We start from the raw sequence: 15591 nt of genomic DNA, 5'->3' as shown, positions 1-15591 counted from the left end.
CGGGCTCCGCACCGCTGCGGAGGGCGCCCCGGCGGGCACCCTCGGACCGTAAACGTCAGACACTTAGGGTCGCAAGGGTTGCTTGGCGGCCTGCGGGGACCTGGACAGGGGTCGCCGTCGATCGGTCGGATGTTTTCACCCGGAGGTCCGGTGCGACCGGCGCCGGGTCGGTACGCTCGTCCCTCCGGCGCGGCGCCCGCCGCGCCGGTGAGCCCGATCCGCGGAGCGTGACCCATGAGCCCGACCCCGGAGCAGCCGGGCCGTGCGGCCGCGCCCGCCGGTGGGTCGTCGCCCTCCGCGGCCCGGCCGCCGACGGCGCGGCTGCAGGTCCAGCGGGTCCGCCCGGCCTACCGCCAGGTCGCCGACGAGCTGCGCACGCAGATCATGCGCGGCTCGCTCGCACCCGGCGCCCGGCTGCCCGCGGAGAGCGAGCTGACCGGCATGTTCGGTGTCAGCCGGTCCACGGTCCGCGAGGCGCTGCGGGTGCTGGCCAGCCAGCACCTGATCGACACCCGGCGGGGCGTGCAGGGTGGGTCCTTCGTCGCCGCCCCCGACCCGGCCCGGCTCGTCGAGGACGTCGGCGGCGCGCTCGGGGTGCTGGTCGCGACCCCGCGCCTGGGCATGGCCGACCTCCTCGAGGCCCGGCTCCTGCTGGAGCCGGCTGCCGCCCGGCTCGCCGCCCAGCGGGCCGCCCCGGAGACCGTCGAGGCGTTGCGCACCGCCGCTGCGGCACCGCGCGACCCGCGCGACCCGAGTGGCTTCGTCGAGCACATGGACTTCCACACCACGGTGCTCATGGCCACCGGGAACCTGATGCTCACGATGATGGGCCAGCCGGTCGGCGACGTCCTGCGCACCCGGCTGGACCGCGGCGCGGTCGCGGCGGAGCGGTGGGCCGAGGTCGACGCCTGCCACGCCGAGATCACCGAGCACATCGCCCGGGGCGAGGCGGCCGAGGCGGAGGAGGCGATGCGGAACCACCTGCTCGACCTGCGCGAGCTCTACGCCCGCCCCGGGGCCTGGAAGTCCGGCTGAACCGGCCCGGCCCGGCGCGCGCACGGCAGGATGGCGGCGTGCGCACCGTCCTCGACCTGCTCCGGCTGCTCGCCGAGCGGGCCGACGGTGACGCCTCCGCCGACGAGCTGGAGCGCGCCGCCGCCGAGCTCGCCTCCGAGCCGGAGGCCGGGGCGCTGGCCCTGCGGGTCCTGGCCGCGATGGACGCCGGCCGCCGCCGCGAGTCGGAGCTCGCCGCACTCGTCGGGATCGCGCGGGACCTGGCCTCGGAGTCCGACACCGGATCGGTACTGGACACCATCGTCCGGCGGGCGCGGGCCCTGCTGGGCACCGACGTCGCCTACCTGACCCTCTACGACGCCGAGCACGGCGACACCTACATGCGGGTCACCTCGGGCTCGGTGTCCCGCCGGTTCCAGACGCTGCGCCTCCCGCTCGGTGCCGGCCTCGGCGGGCTGGTCGCGGCCAGCCGCACCCCGCACTGGACCGGCCGCTACGCCGGCGACGACCGCTACCGGCACACCGAGGCGATCGACACCGCGGTGGGGGAGGAGGGGATCGTCGCGATCTGCGGCACCCCGCTGCTGGTCGACGACGAGTTCGTCGGCGTGCTGTTCGCCGCCAACCGCTCGGCCCGCCCCTTCACCCCCGACGACGTGGCGCTGCTCGGCTCGCTCGCCGCGCTCGCCGCCGTCTCGCTGGTGCAGACCCGCCGGCTCGCCGACACCGCGGCGACCCTGGAGGCGCTGCGGGGGGCGCACGCGGCGATCGCGGAGGCCGCCGACGCGCACGACCGGTTCGCCGGCGTCGTGCTGGAGGGCGGTGACGTCGGGGACATCGCCGAGGCGCTGGGCAGGTTGCTCGGTGGTTGGGTCACCGTCGTGGACCTCGACGGGACGCCCGCCGCCCGGTACGGGCCGGTCCCGCCGGACCTCGACGTCGCCGCCGCCCTGCGCCGCGCCGACGACGAACGGGGCGGTGACGGTGCGGGCAGGCCCGTCACCGTGCCGTGCGCGGGCGGGGCCCGGGTGGTCGCGGTCGTCGCGGGTGGCCAGCGGCTGGGCACCCTGCTGCTGGGCGGGATCGGTGGCGGGCGCGGGCCCGGACCGGCGGAGCTGTCGCCGGCACAGGTCCGCACCGTGGAGCGGGCGGCGATGGTGACGGCGCTGGTGCTCCTGTTCACCCAGCGCGCCGACGAGGCCGACCGGCTCGACCGCGCCGACGGCCTCGCCGAGCTGCTCGGCGCCGCGGGCCCGCCGCGCCCGGCGACGCTGGCCCGGCTCGCCGCCCTCGGGGTGTCGGTCCACCGGCCGCACCTGCTGCTGGTGTGCCGCTCCCACCCGGCGCGGCGACGCGCGCTGGCCCGCGAGGCGGCGACGCTGGGCGGGCGCTCCGGCCTGGTCGCAGAGCGGGAGGGCGCGCTCGTCGTCCTGCTGCCCGGCGACGACCCGGCCGCGGCCGGCGCCCGGCTGGCCCGGCCGTCGTCCGAGCAGGACCCGGACGCCGGCGTCACCGTCGGGGCGGCCGGCCCGTTCCGGCCCGCCGACGGGGCCGACGCCGCGCTCGGGGAGGCGCGGCGCGCGGCGGAGGCGTTGCTGGCGCTGGACCGCGCCGGCGAGTCCGCGGCCGCGGCCGACCTCGGTTTCGCCGGGCTGCTGCTGGGGGACCGGCCGGACGTCGCCGGGTACGTCGACGGGATCCTCGGCCCGGTCGCGGAGCACGACGAGCGCCGCGGCAGCGACCTCCTGCACACCCTGGAGGCGTACTACGCCACCGGCGCCAGCCCGACCCGCGCCGCCGCCCGGCTGCACGTCCACGTCAACACGGTCGCGCAGCGCCTGGAGCGGATCGGCACGCTGCTCGGGCCCGGCTGGCAGGACCCGGAGCGGTCGCTGGAGGTGCAGCTCGCGCTGCGCCTGCACCGGCTGGGCGCGTCGGGCCGGCAGTAGCTACCGGACCCGGACGTTCCCGATGAGCGTGCCGCCACGGACGATCACGTGCGGGACCCCGCGCTCGGCCGCGGCCCCGCGCCGGTCGAGGACCGAGCCGACCGAGGTGCTCACGTCCTCGACGTCGACGGTCGCCTCCGGCGGCAGCCGCAGCTCCAGGTTGCCGAAGGTCAGGTCGCACTCGATCACGACCTCGCCGGTGACGAACCGGGCCCGGCGCATGTCGAGCCGGGCGTTGCCGAACCACGACCGCACGACGATCCGCGGCGGCACCAGCCACTCGCCGCCGCGGCGCAGGTCGCCCGCGGTGTTCGTCAGCTCCAGCACCTCGCGGGTGGGGACGGCGTCCAGCGCGCCGGGCAGGTCGGCGACCGTGCCGTTCAGGTCCGCCCGGGTCACCGCGGCCGACGCCCGCGCGGACCGCTCCGCGAACTCGTCGGCGGTCAACCTGCCCTCGGTGTGGTGACGGGCCAGCAGTGCGGTCACGTGCTCGCGCTCGTCGTGCGAGACGCGCAGGTCGCGCGGGGCGATCGGACCCTCGGAGGACGTCATGCCCCGATCATGCTCGGCGGTCCGCTCCGGGACACCGGGGTTCCCCCGGAGACGTCCCCGGGGTCGCGCACGTCAGGCGTCGACGGGCACCGGCGCCGACAGCCGCACCCGGGCCAGACGCTCGACCAGCTCGGGCAGGGCACCCACCGGACTGCCGCGCAGGTCCTCACAGGCCTGCCGGACGGCCGTCGCGACCGCGTCGTGGCAGGTGCCCGGGCCGAGTTCCTCGACCAGCCGGGTCACCGCGTCGGCGGCACGGGCCAGGTCCGGCGTCACCGGCCGGCCCCGGCGCCGGGGAGCAGGTCACAGGCGCACACGAACCCCTCCACCGTGTGCCGCAACCCGTTGTCTCCCATGCCGACCTCCTCGTGATGTCACCCTTCCGTGTGGGGCGTACCCCGTGTGCCGGAGTTCTAATCCCGGCGGCCGGGGGCCGGATCGAGCAGTCCGTGGTGCAACGCCCGGAGCACCGCCCGGGTCCGGTCGCGGGTACCCAGCTTGAGCAGCACGTTCGAGACGTGGTTCTTGACGGTCCCCTCGGCGAGGACGAGCACCTGCGCGATCTCCCGGTTCGCGTACCCGGCGGCCAGCAGCCTCAGCACCTCCAGCTCCCGCCCGGACAGCTCCTGCAGCGGAGCGCCGTCGTCGGGCGGGGCGGGCACGCCGTGCACCGCGCGCAGCAGCCGCTCGGTGATCGCCGGGCTGATCAGGGTGCCGCCCGCGGCGAGCGTGCGGACCGCGCCGACCAGCTGCTCCAGGGTGACGTCCTTGAGCAGGTAGCCCCGCGCCCCGGCGCGGAGGGCCTGCAGGACGAGCTCGTCGTCGTCGAACGTGGTGAGCACCAGGACGGGGACGTCGAGGCCGCGGGCGCGGAGCTCGCCGAGTGCCCACATGCCGTCGTGGCGGGGCATCCGCAGGTCCAGCAGCACGACGTCCGGCCGGTGCTCGACGACCATCGCCACGCCCTCGGCCCCGTCGCCCGCCTCGGCGACGACCTCCACGTCGTCCGCGAGACCGAGCAGGCTGCGGATGCCGTGCCGGACAAGGGTCTGGTCGTCGACCAGGCACACCCGCACCGTCACGGCAGCACCGCCGTCACCGCGAACCCGCCCGGCCGGGCCGGTCCGAAGTCGACGGTCCCGCCGAGTGCCGCGGCCCGCTCGGCGAGGCCGCGCAGGCCGTTGCCGGGGACGAGATCGGGGGCGGCGCCGCGGCCGTCGTCGCGGGCGTGCAGGCGCAGCCCGCCGTCCGGCGCGGCCTCGACGTCGATCCAGACGTTGCCCGCGTCGGCGTGCCGGATCGCGTTGGTGAGGATCTCCTGCACGCACCGGACGACCGCGATGGTCCGCTCCTCGTCGGCGGTGACGTCGTCGCCGATCCGCACGTGCACGGCCGGGCTGGGCAGCTGTGCGGCGATCCGCTGCAGCGTGGTGGCCAGGTCGGGGGCGCGGCGGCGCAGCTCGCCGACGGTGGACCGGACGTCGGCGAGCAGGTCGCGCGCGATGCCCCGCGCACGGTCGACGTGCTCGGCGTTGTCGGTGCGGTGCGTGGCGACCTCCAGCTCCAGGGCCAGCGCGGTGAGCTGGTGCCCGACGAGGTCGTGCAGCTCGCGGGCGATCCGCAGGCGTTCCTGCACGCGGCTGGTCTCGGCGAGCGCGGCGCCGGTCGCGGCCAGCTCGGCGTGCGCCTCGGCGAGCCGCCGCCGGGACGCCTCCTCGCGGTGCAGGGCGACGATCAGCAGCACCGACGCGCTCTGCAGCATCAGGTAGATCACACCCGCGGTGAGGGAGCCCGCGATCCGCGTGCCGGCCAGAAGCCCGGCGCCGACGACGACACCGACGTTGAACAGCACGATCGCCCCGGTGACCCGCCGGGGAGCGTGGTAGACCGACAGCGCGGCCGTGAACACCAGCAGGATCGGCACCCACCCGAAGCCCGGCGCGAGCAGCACCAGCACCGCGGCGGCGGCCACCATCACGGCGAGCAGGTACCGGGTCACGAGCGGTCCGACGACCTCGTCGAGCCAGCCCCCGAACACGAGCGCGGCGAAGAAGACGGCGTAGACCGACCACCAGAGCCACGGCGGTCCCGCGGTGCGGGCGCCGTCGTCGGCGAGCTGCTCCAGCGCGACGGGGACGGCGAGCACGGCGCAGAGCACGGTCATGATCACCCCGGCCACGGCGTTCGGGTCGACTCTGCGCATATCGGACAGACTAGGGGCGCCGGTGACCGGCGGCGCAGTGCCGGAAGTCATGGGCCGCGGTCACGACGTCCGGCACTCACGGCGAGCCCCCGCCCGGCGGCAGGCTCCTCCACCATGGATGCGATCGAGGTGCACGACCTGCACAAACGCTACGGGGCCCGGGTCGCGGTCGACGAGGTCGGCTTCCGCGTGCCCGCCGGTTCCGTGGTCGGGGTGCTGGGTCCGAACGGGGCGGGGAAGACGACGACGGTCGAGTGCGTCGCCGGCCTGCGGCGGCCGGACCGCGGCAGCGTCCGGGTGCTGGGGCTCGACCCGTGGCGTGACCGGCGTGCGGTCCGGGCGGTGCTCGGCGTGCAGCTGCAGCAGGCCGCGCTGCACGACATGCTCACCGTGACCGAGCTGGTCCGGATGCACCGGGCGCTGCACCGCGACGGCGCCGACCCCGCCCGGCTGATCGCCGCGGTCGGGCTGGAGGAGCAGGCCGGCATCCGGTTCGACCGGCTCTCCGGCGGGCAGCAGCAACGGCTGTCGGTGGCGCTCGCCCTCGTCGGGGCGCCGCGGGTGGTGATCCTCGACGAGCTCACGACCGGGCTGGACCCGCGATCCCGGGAGGGCGTGCTCGACCTGGTCGCGGAGCTGGCGGCCGACGGCGTGACGGTGCTGCTGGTCAGCCACCGCACCGACGAGCTGGAGCGGCTCTGCGACCGGGTGCTGCTGCTCGACGGCGGCCGGGTCGTCGCCGACGCGCCGCCGGCCGGCCTGGTCGCCGCGGCCGGGCTCGCCGCGCGCGTCCGGTTCCGGACGGTCGGCGGGTTCGACCGGCCCGCGCTGCACGCGCTGCCCGGGGTGCGGGAGCTGACCCGGGTGGGGGAGGAGGTCGTCGTGCACGGCGACGGGGACCTGCTCGGCACGATCGGTGCCGAGCTGGTGCGGCAGGGGGTCGTCGCGACCGGGCTGCGGGAGGACCGGCCCACCCTCGACGACGCGTTCCTGGAGCTGACCGGACGGTCGCTGCCTGCTGCCGGGACGGAGGTCGCGGCATGACCGCCGGGACGCGCCGGCCGGGGCTCCCGGCCGCCGGGTGGGTCGCACTCGTCGGGGCGGAGGCACGCATGGTCGCCCGGGACACCGCGGGACTGATCGTCCCGTTCGGACTGCCGCTGCTGATCCTCGCCATGATCGGGTTCACCGCGCCGGACGTCCCGCCGCAGGAGCTGGGCGGCCGTACGGTGCTGGAGGTGGTCGGGCTCCCGATCGCGGCCGCCACGGTGATCGGCCTGGTCGGGATCGTGAACCTGCCGAGCTTCCTCGCGACCTACCGCCGCACCGGGGTCCTGCGCCGGCTCGGCGTCACGCCCGCCGGCGCCGTCCCCGTGCTCGTCGCGCAGGGGGTCGTCGGGGTCGTGCAGGCACTGGCCGGGGTCGGTGTCGCCGTGATGGTGGCGGTCGCCGGGTTCGGGGCGGGGATGCCGTCGTCGCCGTGGGTGGCGGCCGGTGGTCTGCTGCTCGCCGCGGCGGCGTTCTTCGCGGTCGGTGCGCTGGTCGCGGCGATCGCCCCGACGGTCAACTCGGCGATCGCCGCCGGTCTCGTGCTGTTCCTCGGCACCGGCGTGCTCGGCGGCATGTTCGGCGACCCCTCGGCGCTGCCGGGGCCGCTCGCCGACATCGGGCGCGTGCTTCCGTTCGGGGCGACCGTCCAGGTGCTCGGCGCGGCCTGGCGCGGGGTGCCACCGGAGCTCGCGCCGGTGCTCGGCATGGTGGCGACGGCCGTCGTCGCGGGGCTGGGCGCGGTCCGCTGGTTCCGCTGGCAGTGAGCCCGGGGTTGAGCCGCACCGGGGCCCGGCCGTCACGAGGGGGACGGCCGGGCTCCTGTGCTCCCGGCACGACAGCGCGGGGGATCTTCGTTCCCGGCGCCGTCGGATCCCGGCCGCGATCTCCCTACCGTTCCACGGCACATCCCGTCAGAGCCGACGCGAGGGAGACCGGCCGTGAAGACCTACGCACTGTCCGAACCGGTGAACGGCGAGGACACCTGGCACGACGGCAAGCGCCACGCCTGGCTGCTGGGCCTGGTCGTCCCGATCCTGCCGTTCCTGGCGATCGGGCTGCACCTGCTCACCGACCTGTCCGCCGTGCTGTGGCTGGGCCCGGTCGTCGTCCTGCTGATCGTCCCGGCGATCGACCTGTTCGCCGGGCACGACCCGACGAACCCGCCGGACGAGGTGATGGAGGCGCTCGAGGAGGACCGCTACTACCGCTGGGTCACCTACGCCTACCTGCCGCTGCAGTACGCGGGCCTGTTCGCCGGGATGTGGTACATCGCCGACGCCGGGGCGCCGCTCGCCGGGGACATCGGCCTGGCCGTCACCCTCGGCACCGTCGCCGGGGTCGCGATCAACACCGCGCACGAGCTCGGGCACAAGCGCGAGGACGTCGAGCGCTGGGCGGCGAAGATCGCCCTCGCGCCGAGCTTCTACGGCCACTTCTACGTCGAGCACAACCGCGGCCACCACGTCCGCGTCTCCACCCCGGAGGACCCGGCGTCGGCCCGGATGGGCGAGAGCTTCTACCGGTTCTGGCCGCGCACCGTGGTCGGGTCGCTGACCAGCGCGTGGCGGCTGGAGCGCAAGCGCTTCGCCCGCCGCGACCGGCACCCGTACCGGATCGGGAACGACGTGCTCAATGCCTGGCTGATGACGCTCGTCCTGTGGGGTGCGCTGGTCGCGCTGTTCGGCTGGGTCGTGCTGCCGTACCTGCTGGTGCAGGCCGTCGTCGGGTTCACCCTGCTCGAGCTGGTCAACTACATGGAGCACTACGGGATGCTGCGGCAGCGGGTGGGCCCGCCGGACCGTCGCCGCTTCGAGCGGGTCACCCCGGCGCACTCGTGGAACTCGAACAACATCGCCACGAACGTGCTGCTCTACCACCTGCAGCGGCACTCCGACCACCACGCGAACCCGACCCGGCGCTTCCAGACGCTGCGCGACTTCCCCGAGGCCCCGGTCCTGCCGACCGGCTACACCGGGATGATGCTGGCCGCGCTCGTGCCGCCGGTGTTCCGGCGGCTGATGGACCCGCTGGTGATCGCCCACTACGACGGCGACCTGCGGCTGGCGAACCTCCAGCCCGCGAAGCGGGAGCGGCTGCTGGCCACGTACCCGCCGCCGGTGGAGGGGACCGTGGAGGACGACCGGGCCGACACCGCGCGCCGCGCGCAGGCCGACGGCGTCACCGCCGCCCGCTGCCCCGGGTGCGGGTACACCTACGAGGTCGCGGCCGGGCACGAGTCCGAGGGCTTCCCGGCGGGCACCGCCTGGTCGGAGATCCCCGACGACTGGACCTGCCCGGACTGCGGCGTCCGCGAGAAGGTCGACTTCGTCGCCCTCGACGCCGAGGGGGTCTGAGATGCGGATCGTCGCCGACACCGCCGGCTGCGAGGGCTTCGGCATGTGCGAGGCCATGGCCGACGACTACTTCGCGATCGGGGACGACGACGTCGTGGTCGTCCACGACGAGCACCCGCCGGAGGCCGACCGGGAGCACGTCGGCGCCGCCGTCCGGGCCTGCCCGGCCCGGGCCCTGCGCCTCGACGACACCTGAGCGGCGCTACGGTGCCGCACGTGCCCCCGGTCACCGACCTCCTCGCCCGGCTCGCCCGGGCGGCGCGGGACGACCTGGGCCCGCTCGGCGCGCACGTCCTCACCGAGATCGACGCGGGCCTGCCGGAGCTGGGCCGCGACCCGCGCGTGCGTGAGCTGCTGGTCGGGACGATCGAGGGCTCGCTCGACGGTGCCCTGGCCGTCCTGACCGGCGGCGGCGACGCGGACGACGCGCCGATCCCGCCGTCCGCGTCCGGCCTGGCCCGCCGGCTCGCCCAGCAGGGCGTCCCCGTCACCGTGCTGCTGCGCGCCTACCGGCTCGGGCAGGCCGCGTTCCAGCAGGTCCTGATCGGACGGATCGCCGGTTCCGGGCTGCCCGACGGCGAGGTCGCCACTGCCGTCCGGGAGCTGACGGCCGTGGCGTTCGGCTACGTCGACCGGGTCTCGGAGGAGATGGTCGCCGTCCACCAGGCCGAGCGGGACGGCTGGGTGCGCCGCCGCGACGCGGCCCGGCTCGCCATGGTCGACGCCGTCCTCGCCGGCCGGGGCGGCTCCGTCGCCGACGTGGAGGCGGCACTGGGGCACCCGGTCGTCGGCGACCACCTCGCGGCCGTGTTCTGGTCCGCGCCGGGCACCACCGATCCGGGCCGGTCCCTGGAACGGGCGGTCGGCGCGGTCGGCGAGGCGCTCGGGTGCCTACGGCCGCCGCTGGTCGTCGCACCGGACGGCGAGACCCTCTGGGCCTGGTACGCCTCGTCCGGCTCCGGCTCCGGCCCGGGCACGAACTCCGGCGCCTGCGCGGACCCGGGCTCCAGTGCCGGTGCGTCTGCCGTGCCCGCGCCGGAGGGGGTGCTCGTCGCGCTCGGCACCCCCGACCGCGACCTCGACGGGTTCCGCCGCTCGCACCGCCGGGCCCGGCAGGTGCAGTCGGTCGTGACGGCCGCGGCCCCCGACGCCCGCCGGCCGGTGACCACCCCCGCGGACCTCGGCCCGCTGCTGCTCCTCGGCGCCGATGCCGACCTGCTCGGAGCCTGGGTCCGCGAGACCCTGGGCGGCCTCGCCGCCGACGACGAGCAGCACGAACGCCTCCGCGACACCGTCGACGCCTACCTGCGCGGCGGGAACAGCCTCGCCGCCGCGGCCGCCGAGCTGCACCTGCACCGGAACTCCGTGCAGTACCGGGTGCGCCGCGCCGAGGAGGTGCTGGGACGGCCGCTGGCCGAGGGGCGCGTCGACGTCGAGGTCGCCCTGCTGGCCTGCCGGGTCCTGGGATCCGCGGTCCTGCACGGGTGAACCGGCCGGGCCGGACCCGCCGCGTTCCGCGGAACGCGGTGCCTGCCGGACCTGCCGAACCTGCCGGACCTGCCGGACCTGCCGGACCTGCCGAACCTGCCGGACCTGCCGAACCTGCCGGACCTGCCGAACCGGCCGGACCTATATTCCGGAGAATCGCTTCCTCAGGAAGCGATTCGGTGGAGGGGCGACCTCGAAGGGCAGGGCAGGGGAGGGTCGACCGGGTCGGCCTCCGGAGAGTCGCTTCCTGAGGAAGCGATTCCGTAGAAGGACGTACCCGTGGACGGCGGGCCGAGCCGGGCCGGGTGGTCCGTGTCCGTCAGATCGCTTCCTGACGCAGCGATTCTGCAGAAGGACCACCCCGGTGAGGCAGCGACACGTCGTCCGCGACCGGCTCAGGCAGCCGCGAGCCCGAACGCCGCGGGCAGCTCCCGGGCCGCCTCGACCAGGCTCGGCCCGTACCAGGTCAGCAGGCGTCCGCTGACCAGCACGGACGGGGCGTCGAAGGACTCGGGGCCGTCGTCGGCGGTGAACAGGTACGGCTCGTCGGGCAGGACCACCAGGTCGTGCTCGGGCAGCGTGGCCGGGTCGAACCGCGGGTAGCGCTCGGGGGAGTCGTCGAGGACGTTGCCGATCCCGAGCCGGTCCAGGACGGCGCCGGTGAAGGTGTCCGAGCCGACCGCCATCCACGGCTTCCGCCAGATCGGGACGACGGCGCGGCGCCGCGGCGACGCGGGCTCGATCGCGGCCCACAGCTCCCGTGCCTCGCGCAGCCAGTCCGGCTCGGCGAGCCGGCAGGCGGCGAGCATCCGGCCGAGGGAGGCGAGCCCGCCGTCGACGTCGCGGATGTCGGTGACGTACACCGGCAGGCCCGCGTCGCGCAGCGCGTCGAGGTCCGGGAGGCGGTTCTCCTCCTGGTTGGCGAGGACGAGGTCGGGGGCGAGGGCGACGATCTTCTCGACGTCCGGGTTCTTGGTGCCCCGCACCCGCTCGGCGGCGAGGCCGGCCGGGTGGGTGCACCAGTCGGTCGCCCCGACGACGAGGCCGGGCGCGGTCGCCTCGACGGCCTCGGTCAGCGACGGCACCAGGGACACCACCCGGCGCACCTCGGCGGGGACGGCCGGCTCGCGGCCCTCGTCGTCGATCACCGGGTTCACGCCGACGACCGTAACCCGGCGGGCCGGGCACCGTCCGGCCCGCCGGGCCCTCCGAACGTCCGCGCGGGGTCCCGCCGCGTCCTCAGTCGCCGTGCGCGAGCAGACCCGGCCCGTGCTCGGCGACGAAGGCGCGCAGGTCGCGCACGGGCGCGGTCGGCCGGTCGCCCGCGGCGTGCACCATCCCGAGCGTGCGGACCGTGCGCGGTGACCGGACCGGGAGCTGGACGACCCCCGGTGCGTCCGGGCCGCGGGGCAGCAACGCGACGCCGAGACCGGCACCGGCGAGCCCCCGCAGCGTCGCGGTCTCGCCGCCCTCGAAGGCCCGGCGCGGCCGGAAGCCCGCTTCCTCGCACCACGCCTCCACGGTGCCGTGCAGGCCGTAACCGCGCGCGAACAGCAGGAACGGCTCGTCGGCGACCTCGGCGAGATCGACGTCCACCCGCCGCGACAGGCGGTGCCCGGCCGGCACGACCAGGCGCAGCTCCTCCTCGGCCAGGCCGGTCGAGGTGAGCCCGGGCTCGTCGGGCAACGGCGAGGTCAGGGCCAGGTCGACGGTGCCCTCCCGGACCCGGTCCAGCAGCACGGCGTGCCGGCTCTGCACCAGCTCGATCCGGACGCCCGGGTGGGCCTCCCGGAACCCGCGCAGGATCCGCGGCACCACCTCGGTCCCGAGCGTGCCGAGGAATCCGAAGGCGACCCGCCCGGTCCGGGGGTCGGCGTCACCGGCGAGCTCCGCGGCGGCCGCGGTCAGCTCGGCGAGCGCGGCCTCGGCACGGGGCAGCAGCGTCCGCCCGGCCGGGGTGAGCCGGAGCCCGCGCCCGACCCGGCGGAACAGCGCGACGCCGAGCTCGTCCTCCAGCCGCGCGATCGCCCGCGACACCGTGGGCTGCGGGACGCCGATCCGCTCCGCCGCCCGCGTCAGGTGACCGTCCTGCGCGACCGCGACGAACCGGTGCAGCGCGGGCGCCAACGACTCATGCACATCCGCATCTTATCCGGTGAAACCATGCATTGGACGCATGCGACCACCCGCGCCTACGGTCGTGTGCGATGACAACGACCGAACGTCCCACCACCGGAGACACCGGGACCGGCACCCGCCTCGCGCCCCCGCACGAGCGTGGGACGCCGGGCTTCCTGCGCCTCGGCGCGGCGCTGTGGCTGTCAGGGGTGGCGACGTTCGTGCTGGTCTACAGCGTGCAGGGCCTCCTGCCGACGCTGTCGGCGGAGTTCGGCGTCGGGTCCTCGACGGCCAGCCTCGTCCTGTCCGCGACGACCGGGACGCTCGCGCTCGCCGTCCTCCCGCTGTCCGCCGTCACCGAGTCCTGGGGCCGGGCCCGGGTCATGACCTGGGCGCTCGGGGTCTCCGCCGTGCTGGCGCTGCTCGCCCCGTTCGCGCCGACCTTCGAGTCGCTGGTGGCGATCCGCGGCCTGCAGGGCGTCACGCTCGCCGCGCTCCCGGCGCTGTCGATGGCGCACCTGACGCACGAGGTCGCGGCGAAGCACCTCGGCGGTGCGGTCGGCCTGCTCATAGCCGGCAACACGCTCGGCGGGCTCTCCGGACGGCTGATCGCGACCTGGGTGTCGGACCTCGGCGGCTGGCGGGCCGGGCTCGCCGCGGTCGGCGCGGTGTCGGTCGCCGCCACGATCGCGTTCCGGCTGCTCCTGCCGCCCGCGACGGCACCCACGCCGCCCCGGACGAGGCTGCGCGACCTCGGCGGCCCGCTGCGCCGTCACCTCACCGAGCCGGGTCTGCTCAGCCTGTTCGGGATGGCGTTCCTGCTCATGGGTGCCTTCGTGACCGTCTACAACTTCCTGGGCTTCCGGCTGCTCGCACCGCCGTTCTCGCTGCCCGCGACGCTGGTGGGCCTGGTCTTCCTCGGCTACCTCGCCGGCAGCTGGGCGTCCACCCGGGCCGGGCTGCTGGGCGACCGGTTCGGCCGCCGTCCAGTGCTCTGGGTGGCGACCCTCGTCGCGCTGGCCGGGATCTGGGTGACCTGGGCGGACCTCCTGGTCACCGTCCTCGCCGGACTGGTGATGGTGACGGTCGGCTTCTTCGGTGCGCACTCGGTCGCGAGTAGCTGGGTGGGCCGCCGCTCCGCGCTGATGACGGGCGCGGTGCCGGCGCAGGCGTCGTCGCTCTACCTGGTCGGCTACTACGCGGGCTCGAGCGCGGGCGGGGCCGTCGGCGGGATCGCCTACGACCACGCCGGCTGGGCCGGCGTGGTCTGCTACGTCAGCGTGCTGCTCGCCGGTGCTCTCGCGCTCGCGCTGGTCCTGCGGCGCACCCCGGCACCGGCCTGACCCGGGCGCCCCGGAACCCTCGCGGCGTCCCGTTCGTCCACGGTGGAAGAAACGGCGCCGAGGGGGAGGCACGGGTGGGACGGACACGGGATCGGACGGCCGAGGTACGGGAGCGGGCGGCACGTGAGCAGGTGGCCCGGCACGGCGGGACGGTGGACCGGCCGCTCGACGGCGGTCGCGTCCTCCCGCTGGCCTGGGTCCGTGCCCGGGGCGGGGACCGGACGCCGGTCGTCGTCCTCCCGGGCGGCCCGGGGCTCGCGAGTGTGCTGCCGTACCACGCGCTGCGGCAGGCGGCGGTCGCCCGCGGTCTCGACGTGATCATGGTCGAGCACCGCGGGGTGGGGCTCTCCCGGACCGACGGCACCGGGCAGGACGTCACCACCGGCGACGTCACCACCGCGGCCGCCGCCGACGACGTCGCCGCGGTCCTCGACGCGAACGGCGTCGACCGCGCGGTCGTCCTCGGCACGTCCTACGGCAGTTACCTGGCCCAGGTGTTCGGGACGCGGCACCCGGAGCGGGTCGCCGCGATGGTGCTCGACTCGCCGAGCACGGGGCCGGGCTCGGTGCCCGTGCTGCGTGCCCACCTGCGCCGGCTCTACCGGGACGGCGCCGATCCCCGCACGGCGCGGAGCGCGCGGCACGTGGCGGCCCTCGCCGCGGCGGGGGAGGACCCGCGCGACCTCACCTCCGTCGTACGGACCGTGCACGAGTTCGCCGGGCCGGCCCGGCTGGAACGGCTGCTCGCCGCACGCGTCCGGGGTGGCGCCCGCCGTTCCTGGGCGTGGATCGCCGGGCTGGGCGCGGGCGAGTCGGCGGGCAGGAGGGAACCGATGATCTTCGACGGCGATCTGGTCCGGCCGATCGGGATCGGCGAGCTGGGCTTCGGGGTCCCGCCGGACGGCGAGGTGCTCGATCTCCAGCGCACCTACGGGGACATGGCGGGCGGGACCGGGCACGCGGCGCCGTACGATCTCGCGGCCGCGCGCCGCGGTTTCGGCTGGCCGGTGGCGGTGATCTCCGGTGAGCGGGACCTGCGCACCCCGCGACCGGTCGCCGAGCAGGTCGTCGCCGAGCTCCCGGACGGCGTCCTGGTCCCGCTCGCGGGTCAGGGGCACAGCGCCACGGACACCCACTCCCTCGCCGCGCTGAACGTCGCGCACGTCGTCGAGGCCGGGGCGCACCGCGCGCTGCCCCGGCTCGCCGGGCGGCTGGCGGCGATCCCGCGCCGTGGCATGCAGGCGACACTGGCTCCGGTGCTGACGGCCGCGATCGGCGCCGACACCCGGATCGACCCCGGCCGCCGGTGTGCCGCCCGATCGGACGTGTGACCCCGGACGACGGTGTGGCGCTGCGCCGACCGGCGTACGCGTCGCGCGGACACGCCGCGGAGCGCTCCGCGCTCCGGGTGGCAACGCTTCCGATCCGGAAGGAACCTCGTCCGCGCCGTCACCCTGCCGGAGCAGCAACCCACGTGCGCTCGCGGAACGCCGTCTGGGAGCGTGGTCGTCGCCCCCAGC

Annotated in this window: 15 protein-coding genes; 9 read left to right on the top strand and 6 right to left on the bottom strand. The window is 76.1% G+C overall.

All coding sequences use genetic code 11. The features are described 5' to 3' along the window. Positions 1-234: 234 nt before the first annotated feature. Together AD017_RS04025 and AD017_RS04020 are read left to right on the top strand one after the other, a co-directional pair. Positions 235-1035: a FadR/GntR family transcriptional regulator gene (locus tag AD017_RS04025; RefSeq protein ID WP_010235943.1), complete on the top strand. Its 801-nt coding sequence runs from the start codon at positions 235-237 to the stop codon at positions 1033-1035. Positions 1036-1073: 38 nt separating this feature from the next. Beyond that, positions 1074-2963, top strand: coding sequence for a helix-turn-helix domain-containing protein (locus AD017_RS04020; RefSeq protein ID WP_060572961.1), 1890 nt, complete (start codon positions 1074-1076; stop codon positions 2961-2963). Here the strand turns inward: AD017_RS04020 and AD017_RS04015 are convergent, their stop codons facing one another. The 4 genes from AD017_RS04015 to AD017_RS04000 form a co-directional block, all read right to left on the bottom strand. Continuing rightward, positions 2964-3515 carry a DUF1707 domain-containing protein gene (locus AD017_RS04015; RefSeq protein WP_010224192.1) on the bottom strand — a complete coding sequence of 184 codons (552 nt, stop codon included), beginning with the start codon at positions 3513-3515 and terminating at the stop codon, positions 2964-2966. It abuts the gene before it with no gap. Between the two features lie 72 nt (positions 3516-3587). Beyond that, positions 3588-3791 carry a hypothetical protein gene (locus AD017_RS04010; protein ID WP_010224193.1) on the bottom strand — a complete coding sequence of 68 codons (204 nt, stop codon included), beginning with the start codon at positions 3789-3791 and terminating at the stop codon, positions 3588-3590. Between the two features lie 137 nt (positions 3792-3928). Next, on the bottom strand, positions 3929-4597 hold the full coding sequence (locus AD017_RS04005) for a response regulator transcription factor (RefSeq protein ID WP_010224195.1): 669 nt from the start codon (positions 4595-4597) through the stop codon (positions 3929-3931). Continuing rightward, the gene (locus AD017_RS04000; RefSeq protein WP_060572959.1) at positions 4594-5718 is read right to left on the bottom strand and encodes a sensor histidine kinase; all 1125 of its coding nucleotides are present in this window, start codon (positions 5716-5718) and stop codon (positions 4594-4596) included. Before AD017_RS04000 ends, AD017_RS04005 begins: the two co-directional genes overlap by 4 nt. Before the next feature lie 114 nt (positions 5719-5832). Here AD017_RS04000 and AD017_RS03995 point away from each other — a divergent pair, with 114 nt between their 5' ends. The 5 genes from AD017_RS03995 to AD017_RS03975 all read left to right on the top strand — a co-directional run bounded on the left by AD017_RS03995 (position 5833) and on the right by AD017_RS03975 (position 10610). Next, entirely contained in the window at positions 5833-6762 is a 930-nt protein-coding gene (locus AD017_RS03995) for an ABC transporter ATP-binding protein (protein ID WP_060572957.1), read from the top strand. Next, on the top strand, positions 6759-7532 hold the full coding sequence (locus AD017_RS03990; RefSeq protein WP_060572955.1) for an ABC transporter permease: 774 nt from the start codon (positions 6759-6761) through the stop codon (positions 7530-7532). The genes AD017_RS03995 and AD017_RS03990 overlap by 4 nt, the downstream gene beginning before the upstream one ends. A gap of 174 nt (positions 7533-7706) precedes the next feature. Beyond that, complete coding sequence (locus AD017_RS03985) at positions 7707-9122, top strand: fatty acid desaturase (RefSeq protein ID WP_060572953.1); 1416 nt, start codon at positions 7707-7709, stop codon at positions 9120-9122. A gap of 1 nt (position 9123) precedes the next feature. Continuing rightward, positions 9124-9318: a ferredoxin gene (locus AD017_RS03980; protein ID WP_060572951.1), complete on the top strand. Its 195-nt coding sequence runs from the start codon at positions 9124-9126 to the stop codon at positions 9316-9318. A 20-nt stretch (positions 9319-9338) separates the two neighbouring features. After that, positions 9339-10610 carry a CdaR family transcriptional regulator gene (locus tag AD017_RS03975; RefSeq protein WP_145982653.1) on the top strand — a complete coding sequence of 424 codons (1272 nt, stop codon included), beginning with the start codon at positions 9339-9341 and terminating at the stop codon, positions 10608-10610. 395 nt (positions 10611-11005) lie between these two features. Here the strand turns inward: AD017_RS03975 and AD017_RS03970 are convergent, their stop codons facing one another. Both AD017_RS03970 and AD017_RS03965 read right to left on the bottom strand, forming a co-directional pair. Further along, entirely contained in the window at positions 11006-11767 is a 762-nt protein-coding gene (locus tag AD017_RS03970; RefSeq protein WP_082399046.1) for a helical backbone metal receptor, read from the bottom strand. A gap of 82 nt (positions 11768-11849) precedes the next feature. Further along, positions 11850-12749, bottom strand: coding sequence for a LysR family transcriptional regulator (locus AD017_RS03965; protein ID WP_060572947.1), 900 nt, complete (start codon positions 12747-12749; stop codon positions 11850-11852). 68 nt (positions 12750-12817) lie between these two features. Here AD017_RS03965 and AD017_RS03960 point away from each other — a divergent pair, with 68 nt between their 5' ends. Together AD017_RS03960 and AD017_RS03955 are read left to right on the top strand one after the other, a co-directional pair. Next, a complete protein-coding gene (locus tag AD017_RS03960) occupies positions 12818-14071 on the top strand; it encodes an MFS transporter (protein WP_060572945.1) in 1254 nt (417 codons plus the stop codon). Positions 14072-14145: 74 nt separating this feature from the next. After that, positions 14146-15402, top strand: a complete 1257-nt coding sequence (locus tag AD017_RS03955; protein ID WP_060572944.1) for an alpha/beta fold hydrolase — start codon at positions 14146-14148, stop codon at positions 15400-15402. Positions 15403-15591: the final 189 nt, after the last annotated feature.

It is taken from the genome of Pseudonocardia sp. EC080619-01, assembly GCF_001420995.1.
Lineage (GTDB): Bacteria > Actinomycetota > Actinomycetes > Mycobacteriales > Pseudonocardiaceae > Pseudonocardia.
Note: the sequence above shows the minus strand (reverse complement) of the source record. Positions and strands in the feature narration are given on the sequence as shown.

Bases quoted from the DNA above. Each gene is read 5' to 3' on its own strand.
- AD017_RS04025 (WP_010235943.1), top strand. From the start codon at position 235: ATGAGCCCGACCCCGGAGCAGCCGGGCCGTGCGGCCGCGCCCGCCGGT.
- AD017_RS04015 (WP_010224192.1), bottom strand. From the start codon at position 3,515: ATGACGTCCTCCGAGGGTCCGATCGCCCCGCGCGACCTGCGCGTCTCG.
- AD017_RS03990 (WP_060572955.1), top strand. From the start codon at position 6,759: ATGACCGCCGGGACGCGCCGGCCGGGGCTCCCGGCCGCCGGGTGGGTC.
- AD017_RS03960 (WP_060572945.1), top strand. From the start codon at position 12,818: ATGACAACGACCGAACGTCCCACCACCGGAGACACCGGGACCGGCACC.
- AD017_RS04000 (WP_060572959.1), bottom strand. From the start codon at position 5,718: ATGCGCAGAGTCGACCCGAACGCCGTGGCCGGGGTGATCATGACCGTG.
- AD017_RS03980 (WP_060572951.1), top strand. From the start codon at position 9,124: ATGCGGATCGTCGCCGACACCGCCGGCTGCGAGGGCTTCGGCATGTGC.
- AD017_RS03995 (WP_060572957.1), top strand. From the start codon at position 5,833: ATGGATGCGATCGAGGTGCACGACCTGCACAAACGCTACGGGGCCCGG.